Raw genomic sequence first — 21,803 nt, 5'->3', positions numbered from 1 at the left:
ACGTGTATTATATGGTAGAATATGGAGTTTCCTATTACTCCTTTATTTAACTATGCCTCCAAGAAGCCAAAATGATCTGAGCTCATTGCTTTTAACCGTTAATATATTTTCAAGGGTTATGAAATCCTGCGAATAAGTGAGCATTCGAGAGATATAGCTATCATACTGAGTGAGTTTAAGAAGTACTTCATTAATCAATCAAATGGTTCTCTTCAATTTTCTTTTCTTATTTGAATCTGTAATTAATATTAAAACTAAGATTCTTAGGCTTATTCCAAGTATAATTGCACCTACCCTACTTACTCCCATTCCTACAAACCCCCTAATTAACTTCAAACCAACAAAATGCGTTATGATACCTAAATTTACAAGAACCAATGGAGAAATATATAATGGTAAGCTTGATTTGTGTAGAACATCAGTGTGACAAATCCCCGACGGAATAAGGCGAACTAAAACCTAACTTCTGTGATTTGGAATGGTTCACCTTCCCAAATGTAACTGCTGACCTTTTCTGTTGAATCCTTACAAAACGATTTGCCCAGATTGTATTATAAGTTAATAGAAGCTTTCTATCCTACTTATTTATTTTATGCTTAATATGAATGTACAAAAAGAGAAAAGGGATATATAAATACACAAAGTAAAAAGCAATGTTTGAATACATTTCATTCAATCGCTCTATTTGACTCCTCTCTTTGAGCACATTAGCTATAATAAAGAATAGGACCAGTACACTGAACAGACTTATACGTTGTTTCACATTTATTACTTTCTTAATAGCACGACAACCTGCCCATATTTTCACACTGATATTGGGTAATATGAGAAGTAACCAAATCGAAACAACGATAAATTCGACTCTTTCTATTAGAGGGAATTTCGCAATTTTCATTTGAGCTAATGTTGGCCATATTGTATGGTTTAATTGTCCTTCACTAAAGAAAACAAATGTGATGAGTGCTACTATTAGATAAAGTAAGCTTGAGAACAAAAGTCCAAAATGGGCCCATTTTTGTGATCTGTCTGGATTTTTTATGAATGGGTAGAACATGAATAAGGTCTCAAAGCCAACATACTGAAACAACATAGCTTTAGAGGATGATACGATTTCCTTCAGAGAGTGGTTAAAGACGGGTAATAAATTGTGAAAATTGGCAAATTCCAACGAAAAAAAATTAAGGGGAAATAGGATAATAAAAGGTATAATAGTTCCCCAGAAACACATTCCAGTAATCACGCGGAATCCACCGGATACAACGTAATAAATGAGGACTAGAAGAATGAGGCTTATTTGCCAGGTCTTCATTAAGGGAAACAGCCAAACTTGAACAACTTCAATATAAACACGGAAAACAATTAACGCTAATATAAGAAAGTAGAAAATCACGAAAATGTTGAACAGTCCGCCAATCCATTTTCCAAAGCAAAATTTGTGAACATGTATGACATCATTTTTAGCAATTCCAAGAATACGATAGATCATCCAAACTAGTATATGAATGCTTATACTTGATAAAATGATGGATATCCATGCATCATAACCTGCGTCCTTCGTTATATCTCGTTGAAAACTCATGATTCCTATGCCAATAATATTCGTGTAGATCAGAAAGAAAACGTAAAAGGAAGATACTAAATGTCGTTCGTCTAGTAATGATTTCAAGTGGCTCCTCCTCTTATCATGCAGACTTACTCTTCAATACCTGTATTTAGGATGTCAATATTTGTGTGTACAGTGGTTTTTACTTCTGGGTATATGTCCATAAACCGTTGATAGTCCCAATTTCTTGAGTTGGCTCTAACCTTTTCTCCCAACCCAATGGGATCTACATTGTATCCTTGTGCCAGTGAAATTAAACGTTGGACCTCTTCCTTAAAGTGTTCATTTAAAATTCGTTCCAATTTTACAATATCTTTATCTTTTTTCAAATCAAACCAGGATGATGCTTTTTCAATCTCTGCATGGATGGTTAAATCGATGAATATACTCGGAATGCCTTCGCTTTTCTCAACCGTATATGTAGTTTTTGCATCCAGGTTTTTCAAGAGAATAAAACCTTCCTTTTTATTTTGCGTGATTTTGGTTTTATATTGTCCATTTTGAGACCCATCAATTAATGTTTTTAGAATTAAGGACTGTCTTAAATTAATATGATTTATGTACTTCCCGTTTTTTAATAAAGCTAACCCGTCAATTTTAATTTGATTTTCCTCTAGGATAAGGTAAGGTAAAATTTGATCCCTCCCTTCTTGATGAAAATTGTTCAAAAACATGTGCAGATTCATTTTTGGCAAATTACCACTTTCAATGTTTTGATTGATTTTTTCACTTAAATGGAATGAAAGATTCACATGTTTACTGGATTGAAGTATATCTTCGGCTGTGTTTTCAGCAATGCCCAACTGCATTCGACTCGCCGTATTTGGATTTCGGGCAAAATTAGTGATAACATCTTCGATCCCTTGTGTGGCATATTCCTTGCCGAACAATACAAAATCTAATTTTCCTGTCTCAATAGGATAGGCTGATTTTGCATTCATTCTCGGGAGTATGTCTTCATATGAATCAGACACCGTTTTATAAATCTTCAATTTGACATTTCCCTGCTCTGCGAAAGTAGGATAAATAGCAATTCCTTTAACTTTGCCTTCTTCCCGATCATATCCTAGAGCTTCAATTATCTGAACTTCATCAATGATCCTCTCATGTATACCACACCCTGATAAAAAGAAAGTTAAGCTAAAAGTTAACAGAAAACATAATTTCATTTAATTCACCTTTATTATCCTTTCCTGATTATTCATCAAAATCACTTTTCTTTTTTTTGTGATTATGTGGGTGGTATCTCCAAATTGATTTAGGACGTAAATAATTTGGCCTTTTGGATGTTTTACTATAAGAGGAACGGATCAGGCTGTCCGTTAAATCCTCAGGCCTAAAAGGATAAAATGGAACGGTATAGGGTGTTCCTAAAGATTCTAACCGTGTAAGGTGAATGAGTAAAAAGGCAATCCCAATAACGATTCCTAGTCCCCCCCAAATAGATGCGAAGAGAATTAAAGGAAAACGTAAAAAACGTATAGTGTTCGACATTTTATAAATTGGGGTAGTAAAGGAAGCTAAGGCAGATAAGGCGACTATAATGAGTAAGACATTACTTGTAAGGGACGCCTCAACTGACGCTTGGCCGATAACAATACCGCCCACTATTCCCAATGTTTGTCCTACCTTTGTAGGTAACCGGACTCCCGCTTCACGTAATAGTTCAATCGTGAATTCCAGAAAAATCACCTCTAATACCGGCGGAAACGGGACATTATAACGAGAAGTACTAAGTGAACCGAATAAATCGTTTGGAATCATCTCGTAATGGTAAGTGATAACGGCTATATAAATAGATGTTCCAAAAATGGAGAAAAGGACACTGAATACCCGTATTAAACGAAAAAAAGATGCAAGAATCCATGGGAGAAAGTAATCTTCAGGTGAAATAAAATAATCAATGATCGTAGAAGGACCTGTAATGACATATGGCGACCCACTACTTAAAACAGCTACTTGTCCGTTAATAAGAGCTTGAACCGCCCTATCCACACGTTCAGTTGGAAGAAGCAAAGGAAACGGTGTAAGGGAATTATCTTCTATAAATTGATGCAGCTGAGAAGTATCAAAAATGACATCAAAATCAATATCTTGAAGCCGTTGGGTCATGGTATTAACGTGCTGCTCACTCGTAATCCCATCAATATGAGCAATAATAACTCGAGTATTTGAAGTAGAACCAATGTTTACTTCCTTCGTAATTAGATCAGTTGTATTTATTTGTTGTCTTAATAAATGTATATTTACATCAATATTCTCAAGAAACCCAATTTGTGGCCCCACCACACTAAACTCATTTTCAACATTATTTTGTTCACGCAATCCAGCTTTATCATTAGATAAGAGAATTAAAGCAACCCTTTGATCATTTTCCTTCATTTGAAGTATCGCATACCCTTTAAGTAACTTTGATTCAGCTTCGTTCCGATTATCCGTTATTACAATATCTTCTATTGCGATGATTTTCTTTATGTCATCAATTTTCTCTAGCCTGTCTAGTTCAAAAGGGGTCTCTCGGAAAATCATTAAAATTTTCAGTTGGAGTTGTTGTTGATCGACCAGTGTATTGTAGTAAGAAATGATTAAATGTCCCGATTCATCCGTAAGTGGAAATTGTTTAAAATCACTGGATTTTTTAACCTTAGCAAACAGCTGGCCAATATCTTGTGAATTCTCAGTCACGGCCTGTTTGTCTTTATTATTTCTAATCTTTCGTTTTTTGAAGAACATCTAATCACCTCCCTATTACAAAGGAATTCATATCCTTCTATATTATGTAAAGGCATCCCCATATTTATGTAAATCCGTTTTATAATAAGTGAAAACTTTATCCTCTCCAGTTTACATAATATAAATATAGCAGTAAGCAAAGGACCATGATCCTAATAGAAATAATCCCTGTAGGGGTAGGGGAGGGTAGGACTGCAAAACACAAATTTACAAAGTTAAAACTTTTTCAAAATAAAAAGAGCCAAAAGGCTCTCTTAAATCATCGAATGGAGTTTAAACTCTAATGCTCCCCTCAATTTTATACCTAATTCTGGATACTCACTTAAACCGGTCCATACATCTCAACCCTCATTTTGTTCAAACAGTTTGCTTATAAGTGTATCATCATTTTCTTTCAAACCTTTTTTAAACTTCATTGATTTATGCCCTCATTATCTACTATTTCAGTTTAATCTTAATATCAGTTTCTTAAACATCCACTACTTTTATATCTGTTGTAATTTTGCGCATGACCCAAATCCACACAAAATCCTCGAAAATTCTTCTTATTGGAATCATCAAGGGTAAGAATATCTATTCATCGATATTTACAACTACGTAAGACTAAAACTGTAACCCGTAATGTATGTACTTTGGTGTGTGCGCACAAGAAAACCTAACAATGGATAAAAGTAATGCGACTGGCCAATTGATGTTCCACTTGTTCGCAGCGTTTGCGGAATTTGAGCGTAACTTAATAGAAGAACGTTCAGCTGCTGGTCGTGCAGCAGCAAGAGCGCGTGGTCGACTTGGTGGTCGCCCAGAGAAGTTTGGGGAAAAAGATATTGAAATGATGAAATCACTTATCGAAGGTGGTACACCGATTAAAGATGTTGCAGAAAAATGGGGCGTGTCTCGCACGACGATTTATCGCTATTTGGAAAAACCTCTAAAATAAAACGTAAAGCACTTGTTACCAGCTTACAGCTTGGATAAGTGCTTTTATTGTTTAAAACAGGTGCATTTTACCGATTAAAGTGACACCCCTATCGACTTCCTGTGTCTGTAGAACTTATCGTATATTCTAGCGAGGCTATGATAATAAGCATCGATGAATTATTTTATCGGACTAAAACGCCAAATCTAGTTTCTATTAACCAATTTCTTTTTTAGTTCCCCCTATTTCACTTTCGCTTCCCAATGCTGGTTTAAAACAAAGTTTGATTAAGAAAGTGCCACAAACGTTGATTTTATAATAGAATAAGCCCTTTTATTTTGAAAAAAGATTGATCAAAATAAGAGGGCTACGTTTTTCTATATAATTCATTTTTACAACAAAGTTTGATTACAATTTTTATAAACACTACATCTTTTTTTGTAATCTAAACTAACAAGAAAAATACTTTTTTTATAAGAATAATATAGCTACCGGATTGTCGACTAGATACCTAGCAAAAACTATGCATTATCAAAAAGTAAATTTAGCGAGAAAGGAATAAAGATGTAAAGAAACTTTAAACCACTTAATCCGTCTTTCTCTTATGTAAATATGGTAATAATGAAATTACCCCAAGGATAGCTAAACAAGCTCCAATCCATAGCGGAGATACAAAACCATATCCTTTACTGATTCCAAGACCACCTAGTGACGAACCAATAACAATACCCAGCGTAATAAAAGAACTATTAACGGTATTTATCATTGTTCCATTACTAGCTGTTTTCATTACTCTCGCAACCATAGCTGGATTCAATGCTACACCAGTTAAACCAATAAAAACCGTAGAAATAACCGCAATGTATTTATTCTCTGCACCTAAAGCAAATAAAGACATTGCTACTATTAATATAATCAATCCGCTCACCAGTATTTTCATTGTATATTTATCAGCAAACTTGCCAATCACTATATTCCCAACTACCGTCGCGCTACCATAGAGAGCAAGTAAATATGGAATACTTGCACTTGAAAAGCCTGTGACATTTGTAAAGATAGGAGTGAAATAACTAAATGCTGCAAACGTACCACCAATAATGAACATACTTGTTACGTATGCTGCCCAAAGATGAATATTCTTAAATCGCAGAAGTTCGTCTTTCCAATTTAATTGCTCTTTATTTGAAGATGATGGTAACAACCATTGAATCATAATCCCTGATACTAGCACAAGAACAGAAACAGCCCCAAAACTAATACGCCAGCCAAAATATTGCGAAATAACGGTTGTTATAGGTAAACCTAATACAGTTGCGAACATTAAACCTGCAAGTACAATTGATGCAGCTTTTCCCCTTGAATCAGAGTGAACCAATGTTGCAGAAAAGGAAATCGCAACTCCAAAAGCTGAAGCTGAAGCTGAAGCAATACCAGTTATAATACGTGAAATCATCATAATATCATAGTTCCAAGCAATAGCTCCGAGCGATTGACCAATTAAAAATACAAACATTAAAATCAATAATGCTTGTTTGCTGCGCATTCGTAAGAGGATTGCAGTTAAAATGGGGCCTCCTACCACCATTGCTCCTGCATAAGCTGTAATTAAATACCCAATAGATGATACAGAAACCTGGAATGCAAGAGCAAGTTCGTTCATCATACCTGCAACCATAAATTCTGATGTAGTCATACAAAAGATTGCTAAAGCTAATAAATAAATAATCGATGGCATAAAAACACTCCTTATCCATTATTGTAATGATTGGTACAAAAATAGTGCGAAAAAAGAGCGCACTAAGCGCCAAAAATAGAATCCATTGTTCCTTTGATAACCTGTTCAGCTAACATCCGATTTTGCATCGATACATTAAGAACACGGAATCCGTAATAACTGCTTAAAAGCAGACTAGCTAATTCCTCAGCTGATTGCTTCTTTGAAATTTCACCTGTTTGCAATCCTTCCTCCATCACTGTTTCAATAGCTTGTTTAAGAAGCTCAACATGCCTTGAGAAAATTTCTTGAACCATTAAATCGTTTTTAGCACGTTCTACGCTGGCATTAATCAATAAACATCCTTTTTGATCAATATTTTCAAAGTCTTCCTTCAATGCCCATTCAAAAAAATTACTTAATCGTTCTTTAACTGGAATTGGAGTATCTAACAATTTCTTTTGTTCCCTAATCCCAATTTCATGGTAGCGTACTAATACTTGTTTATACAGTTCATGTTTACTACCAAAAGTATTGTATAAACTTCCTTTTCCAAGTCCTGTATCACTGCATAGATTTTGTGTAGAACACCCCTCATATCCTCTTATCCAAAATGTTTTCATTGCAACATCTACAATTGTGGAATAATCAAACTCTTTGGGTCTGCCGCGTTTATTCAACCTTATCCTCCTCTCATTTTAAAGATAACATTAATAGAATATATTTTTTGTACCAATCGGTCAATAAAAGTGTTTTATTGTTACTTTAAAATAAAATTTCATTATTTTAGATTACGAATAATTAAAAATAGCCCCTTATTCAAACACAAGTCTTATTTGAATTGAAAATTTTATCAATCTTTATTATTAATTATCAAACTTTGTTATAAATGATCAATCTATTTTACAAAGCTACACCCAAAGAATAGCGAACTGTACGGAAGCTTTAACAGATTGCTTTTAACAGCCTACAAACATCGTAATGTTGTTTTAGTTCCTCTGTGAAACGCCTTCTTTGTTATATTCAACAATAAAGAAGATCGAGACTTTACTCTCGATCAAATAATTTCTGCCACATCTTTTCGTGAGATGGGCTTCTATTCTTCTATTAGATTCCATCAGTTCTTTATTATATTGCTTTACTTGTTTTAATTCAGTTTCCAGGCTTTCGGTAGTCTTTTCTAATATGTCTTGCATTCGAACAGCAAACTGTTGCTTATGTTCTTTCCTTTGGGCTTCCATATCAGCCATAGCTGTAACTATAGCTTGTACATCAACCATGTTAGACATATCATGTGTTGCTATGTCAGATGTGCTTGCTGTCTCTGATATGCCTACTGTATCTGAAAGCACTTGTCGAACAGCTTTTTCAAGAAATTGAAATTCCTTGTAAATTTAGAGTACACTCAAAACAAAAGAAAATCCTTTGTTTATGCGGTTTTTCTTGTAAATTTTAAGTTGTATAATAAATAGAACAAGATTTTATTGAAGTGAATAAAATGAAGATTGGCTATGCTAGGGTTTCTTCTAAAACACAGAATATTGAAAGGCAGACCAAAGAGCTCGAAGAAAATGATTGTGAATAGATTTATATTGATGTTGCTTCTGGAAAGGACTTTGACCGTCCTAATTACATAGTCATGAAAAGCAAATTAAGAAAAGGCGATGAATTAGTCATTCATGATCTATCACGATTTGGAAGGAACAAAGGTGAAATTATAAAAGAGTGGAAAGACATAATAGATTTAAAAGCAGAAATAAATGTTCTGAATATGCCAGTATTAAATACTGCACAATACAAAGACATTAAAGGGATTGGTAAATTAATTTCGGAGATATTTCTATCTGTAATGTCTTGGACTGTAGAAGAAGAACGAAATCGAATTAGAGAAGCGCAGCAAGAAGGTATTGAAATTGCAAAGGTAAAAGGTAAATTCAATGGCAGACCTGTTAAATATCATGAACATGCTAATAATGCCCAAGACCGATTAATTTATGATGAAATTGTTCGAATGTTAAATAACAATGAATCTGTTATGGATATCAGTAAAAGAACCGGTGTAACGAGAATGACAATCTATAACATTAAGAAAAGAATTTCAATTTAATTGTGCAATGGTAGTATTAAGTTAGAGGTGATTAAGATGAACATTAGTATCGAGGTTCACTTACATACAAGGGGAACTAATTTTTTGAAGAGAGGAACCTTTCCTGTTCTTGCTTCGAACTTTAAGAAGGACTCTGAATGGACAGTTGCTATTGCCGCATACGAATGGATTCAGAAGATTAATAAGGAAATCGGTTCTAGTGGTGATTTCAGGATTAATAAAGTGGTTTATAACGGAGAGAATGATATTTCGGATTTGGTAAGGAAGGTTGGGCCTATAATTCAGGATGACTTACCTTTTTAAAATAAGATGTGTCGCATCAATAAAAGCCTATTTTCCTTTGATTCAGGAAATAGGCTTTTATCCCGTTAATTGGAAGTTTGTGAGAATTTTGGGAAAGAAAATTACTTTCAGTTACATAATAACAGACTGCAATTCACTACTTTGTATTCATTTTAAACATTGATATATCAACGCTATTTTTGTTATGTTTTTACTAAAATTACAAAAATACAAAAAAAAAAAAAGAAATGGTACTATAATATAGTTAGAATCACCAATAATAAAAAAATCTTTACATGGTAAAGAATATCACTTGTAACTTCTGTATTCTTGTATTTATATCCTTATAAATACTACTCTATCAACGTTTAAAGGGTTACAAAAGAATACAAATTATGTATCCTCATGTAATCCTTCTTTTATTTCAAAACTTTTTTGTGCTGAAGTCAAATCCTAATTTTTTGATAATATCTTTATTGATTAAAATTCCTTTATGAGCCCTACCTCTTTTATTAATAGTTGTGTAATCGACATCCAAGTCCTTGTTTTTAAAAGTGACTGTAACGTTTCTTTTCAACCAGGCAGATCGAATTTGTTTTGCATTTACCCCTAAACTCTCTTTAATGTAAGCAGGGGTTAAATACAATTCCCCATTGTGATATAGAGCACTAATAGTTTGTGTAGGTTCATATTCTACATATAATCTGTTACGATTTGAATCAATCTCTTCAAGTAACTGCTCCAGCTCTAATAAAGGCCTATCAACTGCCTTGTTCTCATTTGATATATTGTAGAAAAGTGCCTCCAGAGCATTTAGATCCACTTCTAATCCTTCACGATTAAAAAGGTCATTTAGCACCTTTCCAATAAACACTATAAAAGAGTAATGAAGAGAAATTCTTCTAGCAACATCATTCTCAACTGATTTTTCCAAATACATTTTTCTGTACTCTTCAAATTCCCTCGAATAAATAGTTCGTTTATCTTTCCAACGATTTAAAAACTCAACTCCAATTGCACCATGATTGTCGGTAAATGAGGTGTAAAGTTTTCCTGAAAAGCTTTTGTCCTCACCTTCAAACGAGAACTTAGTAATAGGAATTACTCTTGCTGCTACACCTTGAGCTTCTGCATAGGCTAAGATTTCATTTTCACCAGAAGTTATCATAATGGATCTCCATGATGCGGTGTGTTGGCTGCCTGTGATACTTCCCCTTAGCTTTCCTATATTATTCACAAACTGATAGATCATAGTTTGAATCATTCGGGTGTCGTTTACTCCATTTGAATCATCAAGTATCTGAGGATAAGAATTCAGGAATGCAGATCTTCTTTCAACAGCCACTTTGGTTAGGTTAAAAGATCCAATATACTCTTTAGGACTCCCCCATACCGATGCACAGAGTAGAAGTAAACCACTTTTACCACTACTGGATTCTCCTGATACATCTACAACTATGGGCTTCATATCAAACTCATGCAAAATAACCGAAGCAAAAGATGCTAGTAAAGGGAAAACCGCCTTTGGATGATCCTTCACTAAGTTAAAAACATTTTCAATCCAACTTTCAACAGTCCCTTTTACTTGAAATGATTCTAGTAGTTGTTGTTCCCCCCCATCGCCCGGAACTATATGTATATCTTTCGTTGAAATTAGATGTATGAAGTTTCCCTTTGCATCCCCTAGCCGATTTACCATTTTGACTGTCGGTATTTCGTTTAGTCCTATGAACAAATCAAAGTATTCAATAAGGTGCTTAGAGTTTGAATCATTGCAACTTAACCCTTTATCTGCAAGTGCCAATAATTCACGCCTTGAAGCTAATATACCCGCCGGAACAGTTTCCTTATAGTCCTTTCCTTTGTTACGCCAGCTGATTTCATAATGTATCTCGCTTTTTTCAATATGTTCCAAATATTTAGTAATGAATGGAACATTCCTGCTCACAAAGATTTCAATGTCTTGAAATTCTCCGTCGACCTTCTTCACTTCAATTCTATATAGTGAATCATGCTTAATAAGATAAGGCTCAGGTATGACAAATCCCGATACTTTTTCAATGTCATTGTTGATTGATTCTGATTGTACCAACTGCTTTTTTCTTGGATTAGACTCTAGTTTTCCAATACTAGCAATAGAGGCCTTTACATCATTTATAGTGTAGCTAGCGTCTTTATCAATATAGAAATACTTATAGATTAATAGCATGCTTTCCTCAACTTGCTCCATCGGTACTCCCGTTGATTTCAACCTTCTTCCAAAATCATAGAGTGATTGATTGCGTGATCCACTTTGCATAGGGATTGAAAACTCATAACCTTTTGTCTTTTCAGCATTCCAAACTGGTCTTAAGAACCAAGGCAGTTCATTGGGGTGATCCGTTATTTGAGATATGAACCTACCTTCTGTGTTATAAGTGGGAAACACTATTAAACTATTAGTTGTGCCAACGCGAGTGTCTACTACAATCCCTATGGACGAAAAGAAGTGACTAATCATTTTCACTTGCACGTTCTCATTAGAAGTTGCCTTAAAAATAAATTGATAGCCCCTTGGTGTTTTGATTAGATGATGATGGAATCTTTCTCTTCTGAGCAACTCTACAAGATAAGAAGCATGTTCTAGAATATCTACATCGATTACAATAAAGCCTCTTGGAATTACTGCTCCAATCCATCCACCCTTTGATAGATGTTTTTGTATTTCCTCTTCAGTTAAACTTTCTTTATTTTTATATGACTCAAACGGTCTTTTAGCTGCACTATAGTTGGTATTCCCATTTAAATAACCTAGACATTTAATAATTTTCGCCCCTGGGAGAACTTTTTCTACACATTGAGTGACTGATTTCCCATTATCCATAGCACTTCCCCCTTTTATTTTTGCATTTGCTTATTCCTAAATTCGAATATAAAATAAGAGTGTAATGTTTTTTTACGCCTATTAACTCACGCCTATGAGTTAGTAGGTTTTTTTTGAACGTTCTTCCATCAAAAACACAGCCATCCACAAATTATAGCTTCCGTTTATACTTCAAAATATCACCGCCATTGTTACGGACTTCAACGTAATATTTCTTCATAAACTCTTGAACTTCTTTTCTATTAAACAACCATTTTGAACCTAATCGTACTTTTGGAAATTTCTCATCATATAAAAGATGCGATACGATTGTATTCCATGACATGTTCAAATAAGTTGCCAATTGCTTTGAGTCCATGAAAAACACTTCCATCTCAATCTCCTGTAAATGCTCTTCTACTTTCTGAAGGTATAGTTCTTTCAATAGTTCCTGATCAATCTCAAAGCTAATCATTTCTTTTCCCCCTGTCCATTTTGATTACAATCGAAACTAATATGGTTGCAATTGTTTACAACCACAGTGTAAATCATTACCATAAACTTTGCAACCACTTTAACAAAATCGTTCACAATTGTGTTATTATAATGAAAACAGACGTGAAAGTAGGTGTGAAAATGAAAAAGGTTAGTGCCTTTGGAGAGGAAATAAAGCGTATTAGAAAATCGAGAGGCTTGTCTATAAGGTTTTTAAGTGAGAAATCTGGAGTTTCTCATTCTTATATCTCTCAAATCGAAAATGGAAACAGAGATACACCACAACCAGAATTAATCAAAAAAATAGCAACCGGCTTAGGTGTAGACTACTTCGCATTAATGAGAATTGCCGGTTTCATGACACCAGATCGAAAAGAGTCAGATGACATTTCAGAGCTTTTGATTACTTTACCCATTGAATATAAAAAACAATTTATTGTTGAAAAGAAAGAAAATATTCCATGTCCTGATGATAACGAACCTTATATTAATAAACATGAAAATCAGGTGACCCTTAGATCCGATATAAAGAAATTCCAATCTAAACTTGAGTACATGGTTCATGACAAATTTATATTTCTCCTTGCGTTACACGGCACAGCAGGTGACTTTTTAAAAATATTGAGATTGCATAAGAATAAAGACATCACCGAAATGGCTAAACATTTAGATACAGATAGTAAGACATATAAGTCACTTGAAGAAAACCTCAAAAGTAATTCAGCACTTCTAAAAGAATATGGAGAAAAGCTCGGAGAAATATTAGGTGTTGGAAATTTTGAAGACTGGCTAGAATTAGTAGCTTCAACATTGATAAAAGTTTTGCCTGTATCAACAATCGTCGGTGCTCACACAAAAAGTGATCTCGAAATAATAGAAATCAGTGTACCATCTGTCTATCAAAAAACAGATGAGAATGGAATCGGCTATTATATTACCTATACAGAGGAAGAATTAAAAAGAAATTTATTTAACCTTGATAATATACTCAACCAAGAAGTACACGATGTTTTATATAAAGATAAAGTGTTATCAAAATCTGAAATAGAAAAAGTAAAGACGATGCTGAAATTGTTATTGGAAGATGACTAATTAAAGGAGGCACATAATGGCTTACTTCCGTAAACGGGGGGATAAGTGGAGTTACACCGTCAACCTAGGTATAGACACTATTACAAAAAAACGAAAACAGATTACAAAATCAGGATTTTCTTCAAAAACAGCAGCTAAAGATGCAGCTAAAGAAATGGAATTCAAAATTTCTAGAGGAGAATTTGTACAAGACTCTAATATGAACTTTCATACGTTAGCAGAAAAGTGGCTTGAAAGTTATTCAACACAAGCTAAAGTAAGTAGTGTACGGGCTAGAACAAAAGAATCTAACGTATTACTTAAACAGTGGAAAAACACACCAATAAAAAGTATTAATAAGTCTGTTTATCGAGAATATTTAAATGAACTTAGCAAAGTGTATTCACTGAACTATACAATTGGCATTCATACGACAGGCCGAATGATGTTCAAATTTGCCGAAGAGTCGGAATGGTTACAACAGAATCCGACAGAAAATTATAGCCTTCCTAAACAACAAGCTACTATTGAAGAAGTTGAAAAGGAGAATCTCAGAAAGAAATTTCTAGAAAAAAACGAGCTTATAGGATTCTTATCCCTTGCTCGTACTGAAGGTCTTAGTAATGATTATACGCTGTTTTCTCTATTAGCGTATTCAGGAATTCGGATAGGTGAATCGTTAGCCCTCAAGTGGTCTGATATCGATTTTAGGCGAGGATCTATAAGAATTTCCAAGACTCTATACAATCCCACCAACAACAAGGTGAATTACACTTTGCTTACACCAAAAACAAAAGGTTCTATCCGTACAATCAAAATGGACGATCAGGTCATGAAGTTATTGAAAAAGCATCTAATACAGCAAAATAAAATGAAAATACAAAACACACATACTTACATGGATGAAAACTTTGTCTTCACTTCACCAGAGGGATATCCATTAGTGCAAAAACTGCCAGCAATACGTTTACAACGTCTTCTTAAGAAGTTACCGCATATCCACAAGGAAGTTACGTTGCATTCGTTCAGGCATACGCACACATCATTACTGATCGAAGCAGGAGTGGGGTTGAAAGAAATTCAACAACGATTAGGACATACAGATATTCAAACAACTATGAACATCTATGCTCATATGACTGACAACATGGAAGAAAAGGCCTCCCATCAGTTCAGTAAACTGATGGAAGACCTTCAACTTTAAAAGATATTTACATGTTAGGTGAGCAAATAGGTGAGCATTTATTTCTAAACACTCGTTAAACTCCTTTATATCAAGGGATTTAAAACCCTATTACATCATGCTGCCCATTCATTAACTATCATGGTCGTATGAACGGTTAAACATAATGACTAAAACCCGTTTTGGAGATATCGGAAAAGGGTTTTACAACATCAATCAAAGGCATTATAAGGCCCTTCAATGATTTAGTTGCAATAATAATGCCAAATTCCTTTCTCCATTTCCTTATTAATTTCCCCTTGTAATTCAAGATAATCTAGATAACCAATAATTTCAGACATAATATTGAAAAACTGCTTTTCATACTTTTCTTTATATCGTAATTGGGCAATTCCACTTGCGGTTGAAATTCCGGATTTAATAATGCTTATGTATTTGTTGGCTTTTTCATCAATCTCTTTTATTCTTTCTTTTAATAAATCAACAGGATTTTCTATGATTATACCATGACCTGAAAAAACGAGTTCAACATTCAATGACGAACATTTCTCTAATGACTGCTTTTGCTGGACCAAGGATTTTGTACGGATCCCATCATAATCTGGTTCAATGAAGGCATTGCTTGGAATATTTTCAATTAATAAATCTCCAGCAAATAGCCACTTACACTCTTTGCCATAAAAGGCAACCTGGTCTGGAGCGTGCCCTGGGATTTCCAAAATATTAAAACCAAAAAGTTGGTTATTGGTAATTTCTTGGATTTCGCAATGGATTTTTTTATCCTCACCTAGAATAATAGGATTGCGTAAATTATCCACTTGTTGATCCCCGATTTCCCCACATCCCATCTCCTTGTATAGTTTTCTGAAAAACTCTATTCTCATTTTCGTATATTCTTTATCTCTTTTCAGTACAAGTATGGCATATGGATGAGCGTATACAGGAATGGAATGCGTAGATACAATTCGGTTGACTAAACCAATATGGTCCAGATGATGGTGTGTTAGCAGAATCCTCGTGATATCAGTAAGTGTGAAATCATGATTCTTTAAAGTCTTTTGTAAGGAATTCCAGCAATCGTCTGTGTTCAATCCGGTATCAATTAACGTTAAGGAATTCCCATGTTTCACTAAGAAAAAGTTATAACTTTTCAATTTATTGGAAGCAGGGACAATGATGGGCATTACCTCCATATTATTTTGTTTAAACAACACATTCCCCCCTAATCTGTTATGAAATTAGAATAAGAACAAGATTAGTCCACATCTTTCAAAGATGAGGCGGACTAATTTGTTCTTTAGAAAATTAGATACTAGATGTGACTTCTTGCTCTGGAGTTGATGGTACTTCTTTTGAGTCAACTTTAGCTGGTGCTGTTTCTTTGAAGAATAATGAGAATAATAATGCCAGCACACCCGCACCAGTAGCTACCAATAATGGTGTATGGATACCATACATGTCTGCTAAAGCTCCATTCACCATTGGATTTAAGAATCCACCGAAGAATTCACCAATACCGATTGTTAATCCTACTGCAAGACCTGAGTACTGTAATGGAACGGACTCAACAGGAATAACTGACATCGACATACCAATTACACCTGAACCTGCAGCACCGATGAATAAAAGAACCATCATTAATGGAACTGAATCGACGAATACTACTGTCAATGGTACGAGAATTAACAACAAACCAGATACTAAAGAAGCCGATTTACGACCAGTACGCTCTGAAAGCATTGGGATTAAGAAACCGAAAAGTGCATAACCGACACCGAATGCAGCCATTACGAAACTCATTGTCGTATCTGATAAACCTTTTGCTTGGACTAAATATGTTGGTCCGAAAATTTGGAATGCCATAAGTACTGTCATCACTAAGCTGAAAACAATAATGGATAACCAAATATTACGGAGCTTAAGAATATCTTTAACTTTAATTTTTTCAGTCGATTTTGTAGCATGCATAGTATGGTATTTCGCTAGATCTGGATTTTTAACTGCTTTTAAGATGACTAAGCTTAAAATAATCCCTGGAATAATCGTTAAATAGAATGCCATATGCCAGTCAAAATTAGTTGCTAACGCAACGATTGCTACAGGCGCTAAAATGCTACCGAATAATGCGTTACTTGTGTTCATTGTGAAACCTAAGTTAAATCCGCGACGACGCTCCGAAGATTCCATTGCTAAAATCGATTGTGTTTGCGGAATCAGTGGACCTTCTACAATACCCATTAATAGACGTAGTACGAATAACATAGCGAATGATTGTGCTAAACCATGTAATAATGAAATAACTGAGAATGCGAATACTAAAATTGCTAACATTGCTCTCTTATTATTCACTTTATCTGAAATAAATCCACCTAATGGACCAGCAACTGACCAAGTTAACGCAAGAGCTGCTCCAAGCAAGCCCAATTGCGTGTAGTTTAGTCCTAAATCTACAGAGATCATTGGGAATAAGTAGTTAATCGCTAAACGGTCAAAGAATACGAATCCAATTAGAAAGAAAAAGATTACGGTCAATTTGTTCTCATAAGTCCAAAACTTTGGTTTTCCCATTATTAAAACACCCTTCCTTAAAATCACGTATTGTTATAGCTAATAAAATAAATCATAAAATACGGTGATACCGAGTTGATTAGTAAAAATTACAATCATCTGGATTTCAAGGCCTAATGAGGCTGCCTAACCTTCTATAAAGAAAGCGATGGATATTGATTCCCCATTAATAATCCAAGAAATAGGAAATAATCAATGATGGGTGTTTCTTCAAAAACAAAGTTCGAAATATTACGAATATATTTTACGAGCCATGACTTGCTTCGTATATCATCCAGTTCCTATCAGTATTTTCATTTATTTATAGGTATCATAGTCAAATAGAGTTAATAAAGATAACCATTGTTTTCATTGGGTGTTCGATCACTTGTAAGTGCTTTCAAAAATATTGTAGTTATAGAAATCAATTTATCTATCTATTTTACGTAGCATCAGTATAGATGTACAAAAAGTTCTATTATGGGGTCAATCCAATTAATTTCTCTGAAAGAGGGTGACTTGAACTTTTCAAATTCAATTGATATAAATATGTACTGATATGTGGCGGCAATGGAAGTTTACAATTCACCTTCTACGATATTGTAAAAGGAAATCGACTATTAGTTAGTAGCATCAGACTGTCAAGAAAACCTCGACAGTCTATTTATTTATCAAAATACTTTAACACATTAGATCTCTTTATTTAAAAAATCACCTGTACGTTTGTAAACGTCTTTATATTCATCAAGATGCGTGAATTTACCTAAGAAACCGTGAGTTGCACCTTCGTATCTTTTTGTTTCAACATGTACACCAGATTTTTTTAAATTCTCAGCAAATAGTTCCCCTTCACCTCGCATTGGATCATATTCTGCTGTGATGACAAGTGCTGTTGGAAGATTTTCTGAATTTTCTTCTCGGATTGGTGAAACAAGCGGATTATCAGTATCTACATTTCCTAATAAATAGAAGGAATTATGTTCAGCTAATTGATCACTTTCTACAAAATAGCCCTTTCCATTTTCCACTAATGATGGGTAACGAAATTCACTGAAGTCAAGGTCTAGTGATGGATAATACAATACTTGCTTCGTAATGATAAATTCCTGTTTGTCACGGGTCATTAGAGAAACGGCAGCAACTAAGTTACCACCAGAACTATCCCCTGCAACTGCGAGGTTCTTCCCATCCCATTTTAATTCATCCTTATGTTCTGTTGCCCATTTTGTGACGTTATAGCAATCTTCTAATGCAGCAGGATATGGGTGTTCAGGAGCAAGACGGTAATCAACAGAAATGACTTTATATCCGGATTCCATGCAAACCGGGCGTACGATTTCATCATGACTTTCTAAATTTCCAGAAAAAAATGCTCCACCGTGGAAATACATTAGAAGTGGATAAGAATCACCTTCCTTCGGCGTATAAATTCTTACTGGTATATCCGCTTCAGAAGTCGGAATTGTTTTTTCTTCAACAGAATAAACTTGTACACGTTTTTCAACAGGTAAAACGGGTGCATTGAACACTTTTCTATGTTCTTCTGGAATGATTTTCTGTTTCTCATCAGATACTGGAATAGAATCTAACACTTTTTTTATCTCGGGATGTACAGGCATCTTAGAGAACCTCCTTCTTTCATTTATTCCGTTTTATTAGATAATTAAATAGCAGAGCATTACCTACTTGAATATTAGTTCATACCTCGTTCTAAAAACCATATATTTCCTAGTAATGTAAGTGGATTATACAAGAAGGCTGATTAGATGTTGCCGCAAATAACCAGCCTCCACTTTTTTAAAAGTGAGTTTTTTCAGGGAATGCAGTCTTTGCTTGGTCTGTTGGGAATAGACGAGATAATTCTTGGTAAAGCTTTGTAATTGGTTTACGCTGCTCTTCATAGTTTTGCAAGCTTTCCGCAGGTGTTATAGTTCCAGCAACTGCTTCAGCAATTGCTTCTGCTAATACTTCAGCATCCTGGATCGCCATGTTTGCACCTTGGCCTTGGTTGTGAAGCATTGCGTGAGCAGCGTCACCAACTAATGTTACAGTGTTTGTACTCCATTTAGTGAGTGGTTCAAGGTCACTTAATGGTCGAGTTACGATATCTTCTAGCTTGATATTCTCAACAATTTTTTGAAGTGTAGGTCCAAAGCCTCTAAAGCTATCCATAATTTGTTCTTTTGTTAAAACAGGACGCAATGCGAACTCGCCAGGTACTGTGATATCTACAGATACTTGTCGACGACTTTCTAATGGTAATAAATAGAATGAATCATCACCGTTTACGTATATACGTAAAACGTTTTCTTCTGAAGCCATACCAAGAGCCTCTTCGAAAGGAATTAAAACACGGTGTGCTAAGTAACCGGAATAGACTGGCTCAACATGGCCTAATACTTGATTGCGAACTAGTGAACGAATGCCGTCAGCTGCAATTACGATATCAGCTTCGATTGTTTTACCGTTTTCAAATTTCACTTCTACATAATTACCGTGGTCGATTATTTCAGTTAAACAGTGGTTTAAGTGAAGCTGGTCTTCTGGAATATGAGCTACTAATAAATCTAATAAATCTGCACGGTGAATTAAACGAGCATAAGCATCTGCTTCGTCACCCGTTAATACTGGCCAAGTTTCTCTAATTAATACTTGGTCATCTCCCTGGATAATTTCCATGAGGTTACTTCGTGCAGTTACTTTTTCTAACTCTTCATATAAGCCCCATTTTTTAAAGCAGTTTACACTTGGCGGACGGACACCGATACCAGCACCAACCTCTTTTAAAACAGGTGCTTGCTCATACACGTCTGCACGAATTCCTTTCGCTTTTAATGCATTCGCAGCTGATGCACCACCAATACCGCCGCCAATAATTGCAATTCTTAATTCAGATTTTGATTTCATAAATATTCCCCTCCTATGCAATATCGATTTCTTTTGTTTTTTTGTCATAAGCATGCCTTAAAGGAACCAATGAAAAAGCAATAGCCGCTATAATACCTGGAATTGCAAACGAAAGAAAATTCATTTGCGCAGATAAATTAAGTGAAACTAGGAAGCCTCCAAATGTCGGCCCTATAATCCCACCAATTCTTCCAATTCCCGAAGCAAAACCTATGGCAGTTGAGCGAATTAATGAAGGATAGTATTGTGATACAAAAGCGTATGAAATATTTTGAGCCCCCATTGTACATGCGCCAGCAATAAAAACTATTAAATAGAGAATAGTCATGTTAGTTTTAAAACCAAGAAGCGTCAAGGAAACCGCTGCCATTATAAACATCGGAACGAGCACCTTCTTAACTCCATATTTATCTGCAAGACCTCCAAGGATTAACGTTCCAACAATAGCACCGATATTTAAAACAATCATAAAGGATAAACTTGAACTAAGAGCATAGCCAGCACTAAACATCAAATTAGGAAGCCAAGTACTGATCCCATTAATCATTAACAAACACATAAAAAAGGCAACCCAAATCATTACCGTACCAAGTGCACGATTATTTTTAAACAATGCAATCACAGGAGAATTAGGATTTTTTTCTGTTTCTGTACTTATTACAAACTCCATATCTGATGTTAAGGATACCTTGTCATTAACTTTTGAAAGAACCAAACGAAGTTCGTCTTTTCGGCCTTTCACCAAAAGAATAGCAGGTGAATCATGAAAATACTTGACCACAAAAGGAATGAGCAAAAGTGGAATCGCTGCTACCCAGTAAACACTTTTCCACCCCATAAGAGGTATAAAGTAAATACCTACAAGACCTGCCAAAATACCACCTACAGAAAAGGCACACATCACGATTGATACCATGGTGTTATGCAAGTGTTTCGGTGCGTAATCGGTCATGATGGCAATCACATTTGGTAGGACACCGCCAATCCCGATTCCAGCAATAAATCGGAAAATAGAAAACATTAATGGACCAGGTGCGAATGCACATAAAAACGTAAAGATACTAAATAGGACCACACTTAAAATAAGGATATTTTTTCTTCCAAATTTATCAGCCAAAACTCCAAAGAATATGGCCCCTAGCATCATTCCGAAAAATCCGTAGCTACCAATGGCTCCTGCTTGAACAGGTGATATGGACCATTCCTTCATAAGGATAGGTATGACAGAACCATATATAACAAGGTCGAACATATCAAAAACAATAATGATGCAACAACAAATCAATAACCTCAAATGAAAGCGATTAAATTTACCTTCATTAACGACGTCGGTAATATTTATTTTAGCCATCCCAAACCCCCAGCCGTTTATAGTAGATACACGCTTGAATCTTAAATAACCG

The 21,803-nt window shown here is 34.9% G+C and carries 17 protein-coding genes and 2 pseudogenes; 6 read left to right on the top strand and 13 right to left on the bottom strand.

Translation table 11 applies throughout. The features are described 5' to 3' along the window. Positions 1–577 precede the first annotated feature (577 nt). Genes AKG34_RS08720 through AKG34_RS08710 form a run of 3 tightly spaced genes read right to left on the bottom strand, consistent with a single transcriptional unit; the run spans position 578 to position 4,336 of the window. Positions 578–1,666, bottom strand: a complete 1,089-nt coding sequence (locus AKG34_RS08720) for a GerAB/ArcD/ProY family transporter (protein ID WP_053345718.1) — start codon at positions 1,664–1,666, stop codon at positions 578–580. Between the two features lie 26 nt (positions 1,667–1,692). Next, complete coding sequence (locus tag AKG34_RS08715) at positions 1,693–2,772, bottom strand: Ger(x)C family spore germination protein (RefSeq protein ID WP_053345717.1); 1,080 nt, start codon at positions 2,770–2,772, stop codon at positions 1,693–1,695. Between the two features lie 28 nt (positions 2,773–2,800). Beyond that, complete coding sequence (locus AKG34_RS08710; RefSeq protein WP_083450724.1) at positions 2,801–4,336, bottom strand: spore germination protein; 1,536 nt, start codon at positions 4,334–4,336, stop codon at positions 2,801–2,803. Between the two features lie 646 nt (positions 4,337–4,982). Between AKG34_RS08710 and AKG34_RS08705 the strand changes: the two are divergent. Then, positions 4,983–5,273: pseudogene (locus tag AKG34_RS08705) on the top strand (recombinase family protein); the annotation flags it as partial. Between the two features lie 565 nt (positions 5,274–5,838). Here the strand turns inward: AKG34_RS08705 and AKG34_RS08700 are convergent. The 3 genes from AKG34_RS08700 to AKG34_RS08690 form a co-directional block, all read right to left on the bottom strand. Then, positions 5,839–6,987, bottom strand: a complete 1,149-nt coding sequence (locus AKG34_RS08700) for an MFS transporter (protein ID WP_053345716.1) — start codon at positions 6,985–6,987, stop codon at positions 5,839–5,841. A gap of 62 nt (positions 6,988–7,049) precedes the next feature. After that, positions 7,050–7,646 (bottom strand): TetR/AcrR family transcriptional regulator, encoded by a 597-nt coding sequence (locus AKG34_RS08695; RefSeq protein WP_053345715.1) that lies wholly within the window; start codon positions 7,644–7,646, stop codon positions 7,050–7,052. 309 nt (positions 7,647–7,955) lie between these two features. Continuing rightward, positions 7,956–8,318 carry a hypothetical protein gene (locus AKG34_RS08690; protein WP_053345714.1) on the bottom strand — a complete coding sequence of 121 codons (363 nt, stop codon included), beginning with the start codon at positions 8,316–8,318 and terminating at the stop codon, positions 7,956–7,958. 146 nt (positions 8,319–8,464) lie between these two features. Here AKG34_RS08690 and AKG34_RS28705 point away from each other — a divergent pair. The 3 genes and pseudogenes from AKG34_RS28705 to AKG34_RS28285 form a co-directional block, all read left to right on the top strand. Further along, positions 8,465–8,887: pseudogene (locus tag AKG34_RS28705) on the top strand (recombinase family protein); the annotation flags it as partial. Beyond that, positions 8,873–9,073, top strand: a complete 201-nt coding sequence (locus AKG34_RS28700) for a helix-turn-helix domain-containing protein (RefSeq protein ID WP_269083754.1) — start codon at positions 8,873–8,875, stop codon at positions 9,071–9,073. The pseudogene AKG34_RS28705 and the gene AKG34_RS28700, both read left to right, overlap by 15 nt. An 84-nt stretch (positions 9,074–9,157) precedes the next feature. Continuing rightward, positions 9,158–9,376, top strand: coding sequence for a hypothetical protein (locus AKG34_RS28285; protein ID WP_152952262.1), 219 nt, complete (start codon positions 9,158–9,160; stop codon positions 9,374–9,376). Between the two features lie 403 nt (positions 9,377–9,779). On the opposite strand, the gene AKG34_RS08675 is transcribed toward AKG34_RS28285, so the two are convergent. Together AKG34_RS08675 and AKG34_RS08670 are read right to left on the bottom strand one after the other, a co-directional pair. Then, positions 9,780–12,218 (bottom strand): DUF927 domain-containing protein, encoded by a 2,439-nt coding sequence (locus AKG34_RS08675; RefSeq protein ID WP_053345712.1) that lies wholly within the window; start codon positions 12,216–12,218, stop codon positions 9,780–9,782. A gap of 151 nt (positions 12,219–12,369) precedes the next feature. After that, a complete protein-coding gene (locus AKG34_RS08670; protein WP_053345711.1) occupies positions 12,370–12,672 on the bottom strand; it encodes a helix-turn-helix domain-containing protein in 303 nt (100 codons plus the stop codon). A gap of 161 nt (positions 12,673–12,833) precedes the next feature. Here AKG34_RS08670 and AKG34_RS08665 point away from each other — a divergent pair, with 161 nt between their 5' ends. Continuing rightward, positions 12,834–13,784 carry a helix-turn-helix domain-containing protein gene (locus AKG34_RS08665; protein ID WP_161804914.1) on the top strand — a complete coding sequence of 317 codons (951 nt, stop codon included), beginning with the start codon at positions 12,834–12,836 and terminating at the stop codon, positions 13,782–13,784. Between the two features lie 16 nt (positions 13,785–13,800). Continuing rightward, positions 13,801–14,967, top strand: coding sequence for a site-specific integrase (locus tag AKG34_RS08660; RefSeq protein WP_053345709.1), 1,167 nt, complete (start codon positions 13,801–13,803; stop codon positions 14,965–14,967). Between the two features lie 224 nt (positions 14,968–15,191). Here AKG34_RS08660 and AKG34_RS08655 read toward each other — a convergent pair whose 3' ends face one another. The 5 genes from AKG34_RS08655 to AKG34_RS08635 form a co-directional block, all read right to left on the bottom strand. Next, on the bottom strand, positions 15,192–16,157 hold the full coding sequence (locus AKG34_RS08655) for an MBL fold metallo-hydrolase (protein WP_083450721.1): 966 nt from the start codon (positions 16,155–16,157) through the stop codon (positions 15,192–15,194). 94 nt (positions 16,158–16,251) lie between these two features. Then, entirely contained in the window at positions 16,252–17,514 is a 1,263-nt protein-coding gene (locus tag AKG34_RS08650; RefSeq protein WP_053345708.1) for an MFS transporter, read from the bottom strand. Positions 17,515–18,182: 668 nt separating this feature from the next. Further along, complete coding sequence (locus tag AKG34_RS08645; protein ID WP_053345707.1) at positions 18,183–19,112, bottom strand: alpha/beta hydrolase; 930 nt, start codon at positions 19,110–19,112, stop codon at positions 18,183–18,185. Between the two features lie 178 nt (positions 19,113–19,290). Further along, positions 19,291–20,400 (bottom strand): FAD-dependent oxidoreductase, encoded by a 1,110-nt coding sequence (locus tag AKG34_RS08640; RefSeq protein ID WP_053345706.1) that lies wholly within the window; start codon positions 20,398–20,400, stop codon positions 19,291–19,293. 13 nt (positions 20,401–20,413) lie between these two features. Further along, positions 20,414–21,751 carry an MFS transporter gene (locus AKG34_RS08635; RefSeq protein WP_053345705.1) on the bottom strand — a complete coding sequence of 446 codons (1,338 nt, stop codon included), beginning with the start codon at positions 21,749–21,751 and terminating at the stop codon, positions 20,414–20,416. Positions 21,752–21,803: the final 52 nt, after the last annotated feature.

It is taken from the genome of Peribacillus butanolivorans (assembly GCF_001273755.1).
Lineage (GTDB): Bacteria > Bacillota > Bacilli > Bacillales > DSM-1321 > Peribacillus > Peribacillus butanolivorans.
Note: the sequence above shows the minus strand (reverse complement) of the source record. Positions and strands in the feature narration are given on the sequence as shown.

What these genes read in the sequence shown, in the direction of transcription:
- AKG34_RS08635 (WP_053345705.1), bottom strand. Translation starts at nt 21,751, where the DNA reads ATGGCTAAAATAAATATTACCGACGTCGTTAATGAAGGTAAATTTAAT.
- AKG34_RS08710 (WP_083450724.1), bottom strand. Translation starts at nt 4,336, where the DNA reads ATGTTCTTCAAAAAACGAAAGATTAGAAATAATAAAGACAAACAGGCC.
- AKG34_RS08665 (WP_161804914.1), top strand. Translation starts at nt 12,834, where the DNA reads ATGAAAAAGGTTAGTGCCTTTGGAGAGGAAATAAAGCGTATTAGAAAA.
- AKG34_RS08675 (WP_053345712.1), bottom strand. Translation starts at nt 12,218, where the DNA reads ATGGATAATGGGAAATCAGTCACTCAATGTGTAGAAAAAGTTCTCCCA.
- AKG34_RS08660 (WP_053345709.1), top strand. Translation starts at nt 13,801, where the DNA reads ATGGCTTACTTCCGTAAACGGGGGGATAAGTGGAGTTACACCGTCAAC.
- AKG34_RS08670 (WP_053345711.1), bottom strand. Translation starts at nt 12,672, where the DNA reads ATGATTAGCTTTGAGATTGATCAGGAACTATTGAAAGAACTATACCTT.
- AKG34_RS08645 (WP_053345707.1), bottom strand. Translation starts at nt 19,112, where the DNA reads ATGCCTGTACATCCCGAGATAAAAAAAGTGTTAGATTCTATTCCAGTA.
- AKG34_RS08640 (WP_053345706.1), bottom strand. Translation starts at nt 20,400, where the DNA reads ATGAAATCAAAATCTGAATTAAGAATTGCAATTATTGGCGGCGGTATT.
- AKG34_RS08715 (WP_053345717.1), bottom strand. Translation starts at nt 2,772, where the DNA reads ATGAAATTATGTTTTCTGTTAACTTTTAGCTTAACTTTCTTTTTATCA.
- AKG34_RS08700 (WP_053345716.1), bottom strand. Translation starts at nt 6,987, where the DNA reads ATGCCATCGATTATTTATTTATTAGCTTTAGCAATCTTTTGTATGACT.
- AKG34_RS08650 (WP_053345708.1), bottom strand. Translation starts at nt 17,514, where the DNA reads ATGGGAAAACCAAAGTTTTGGACTTATGAGAACAAATTGACCGTAATC.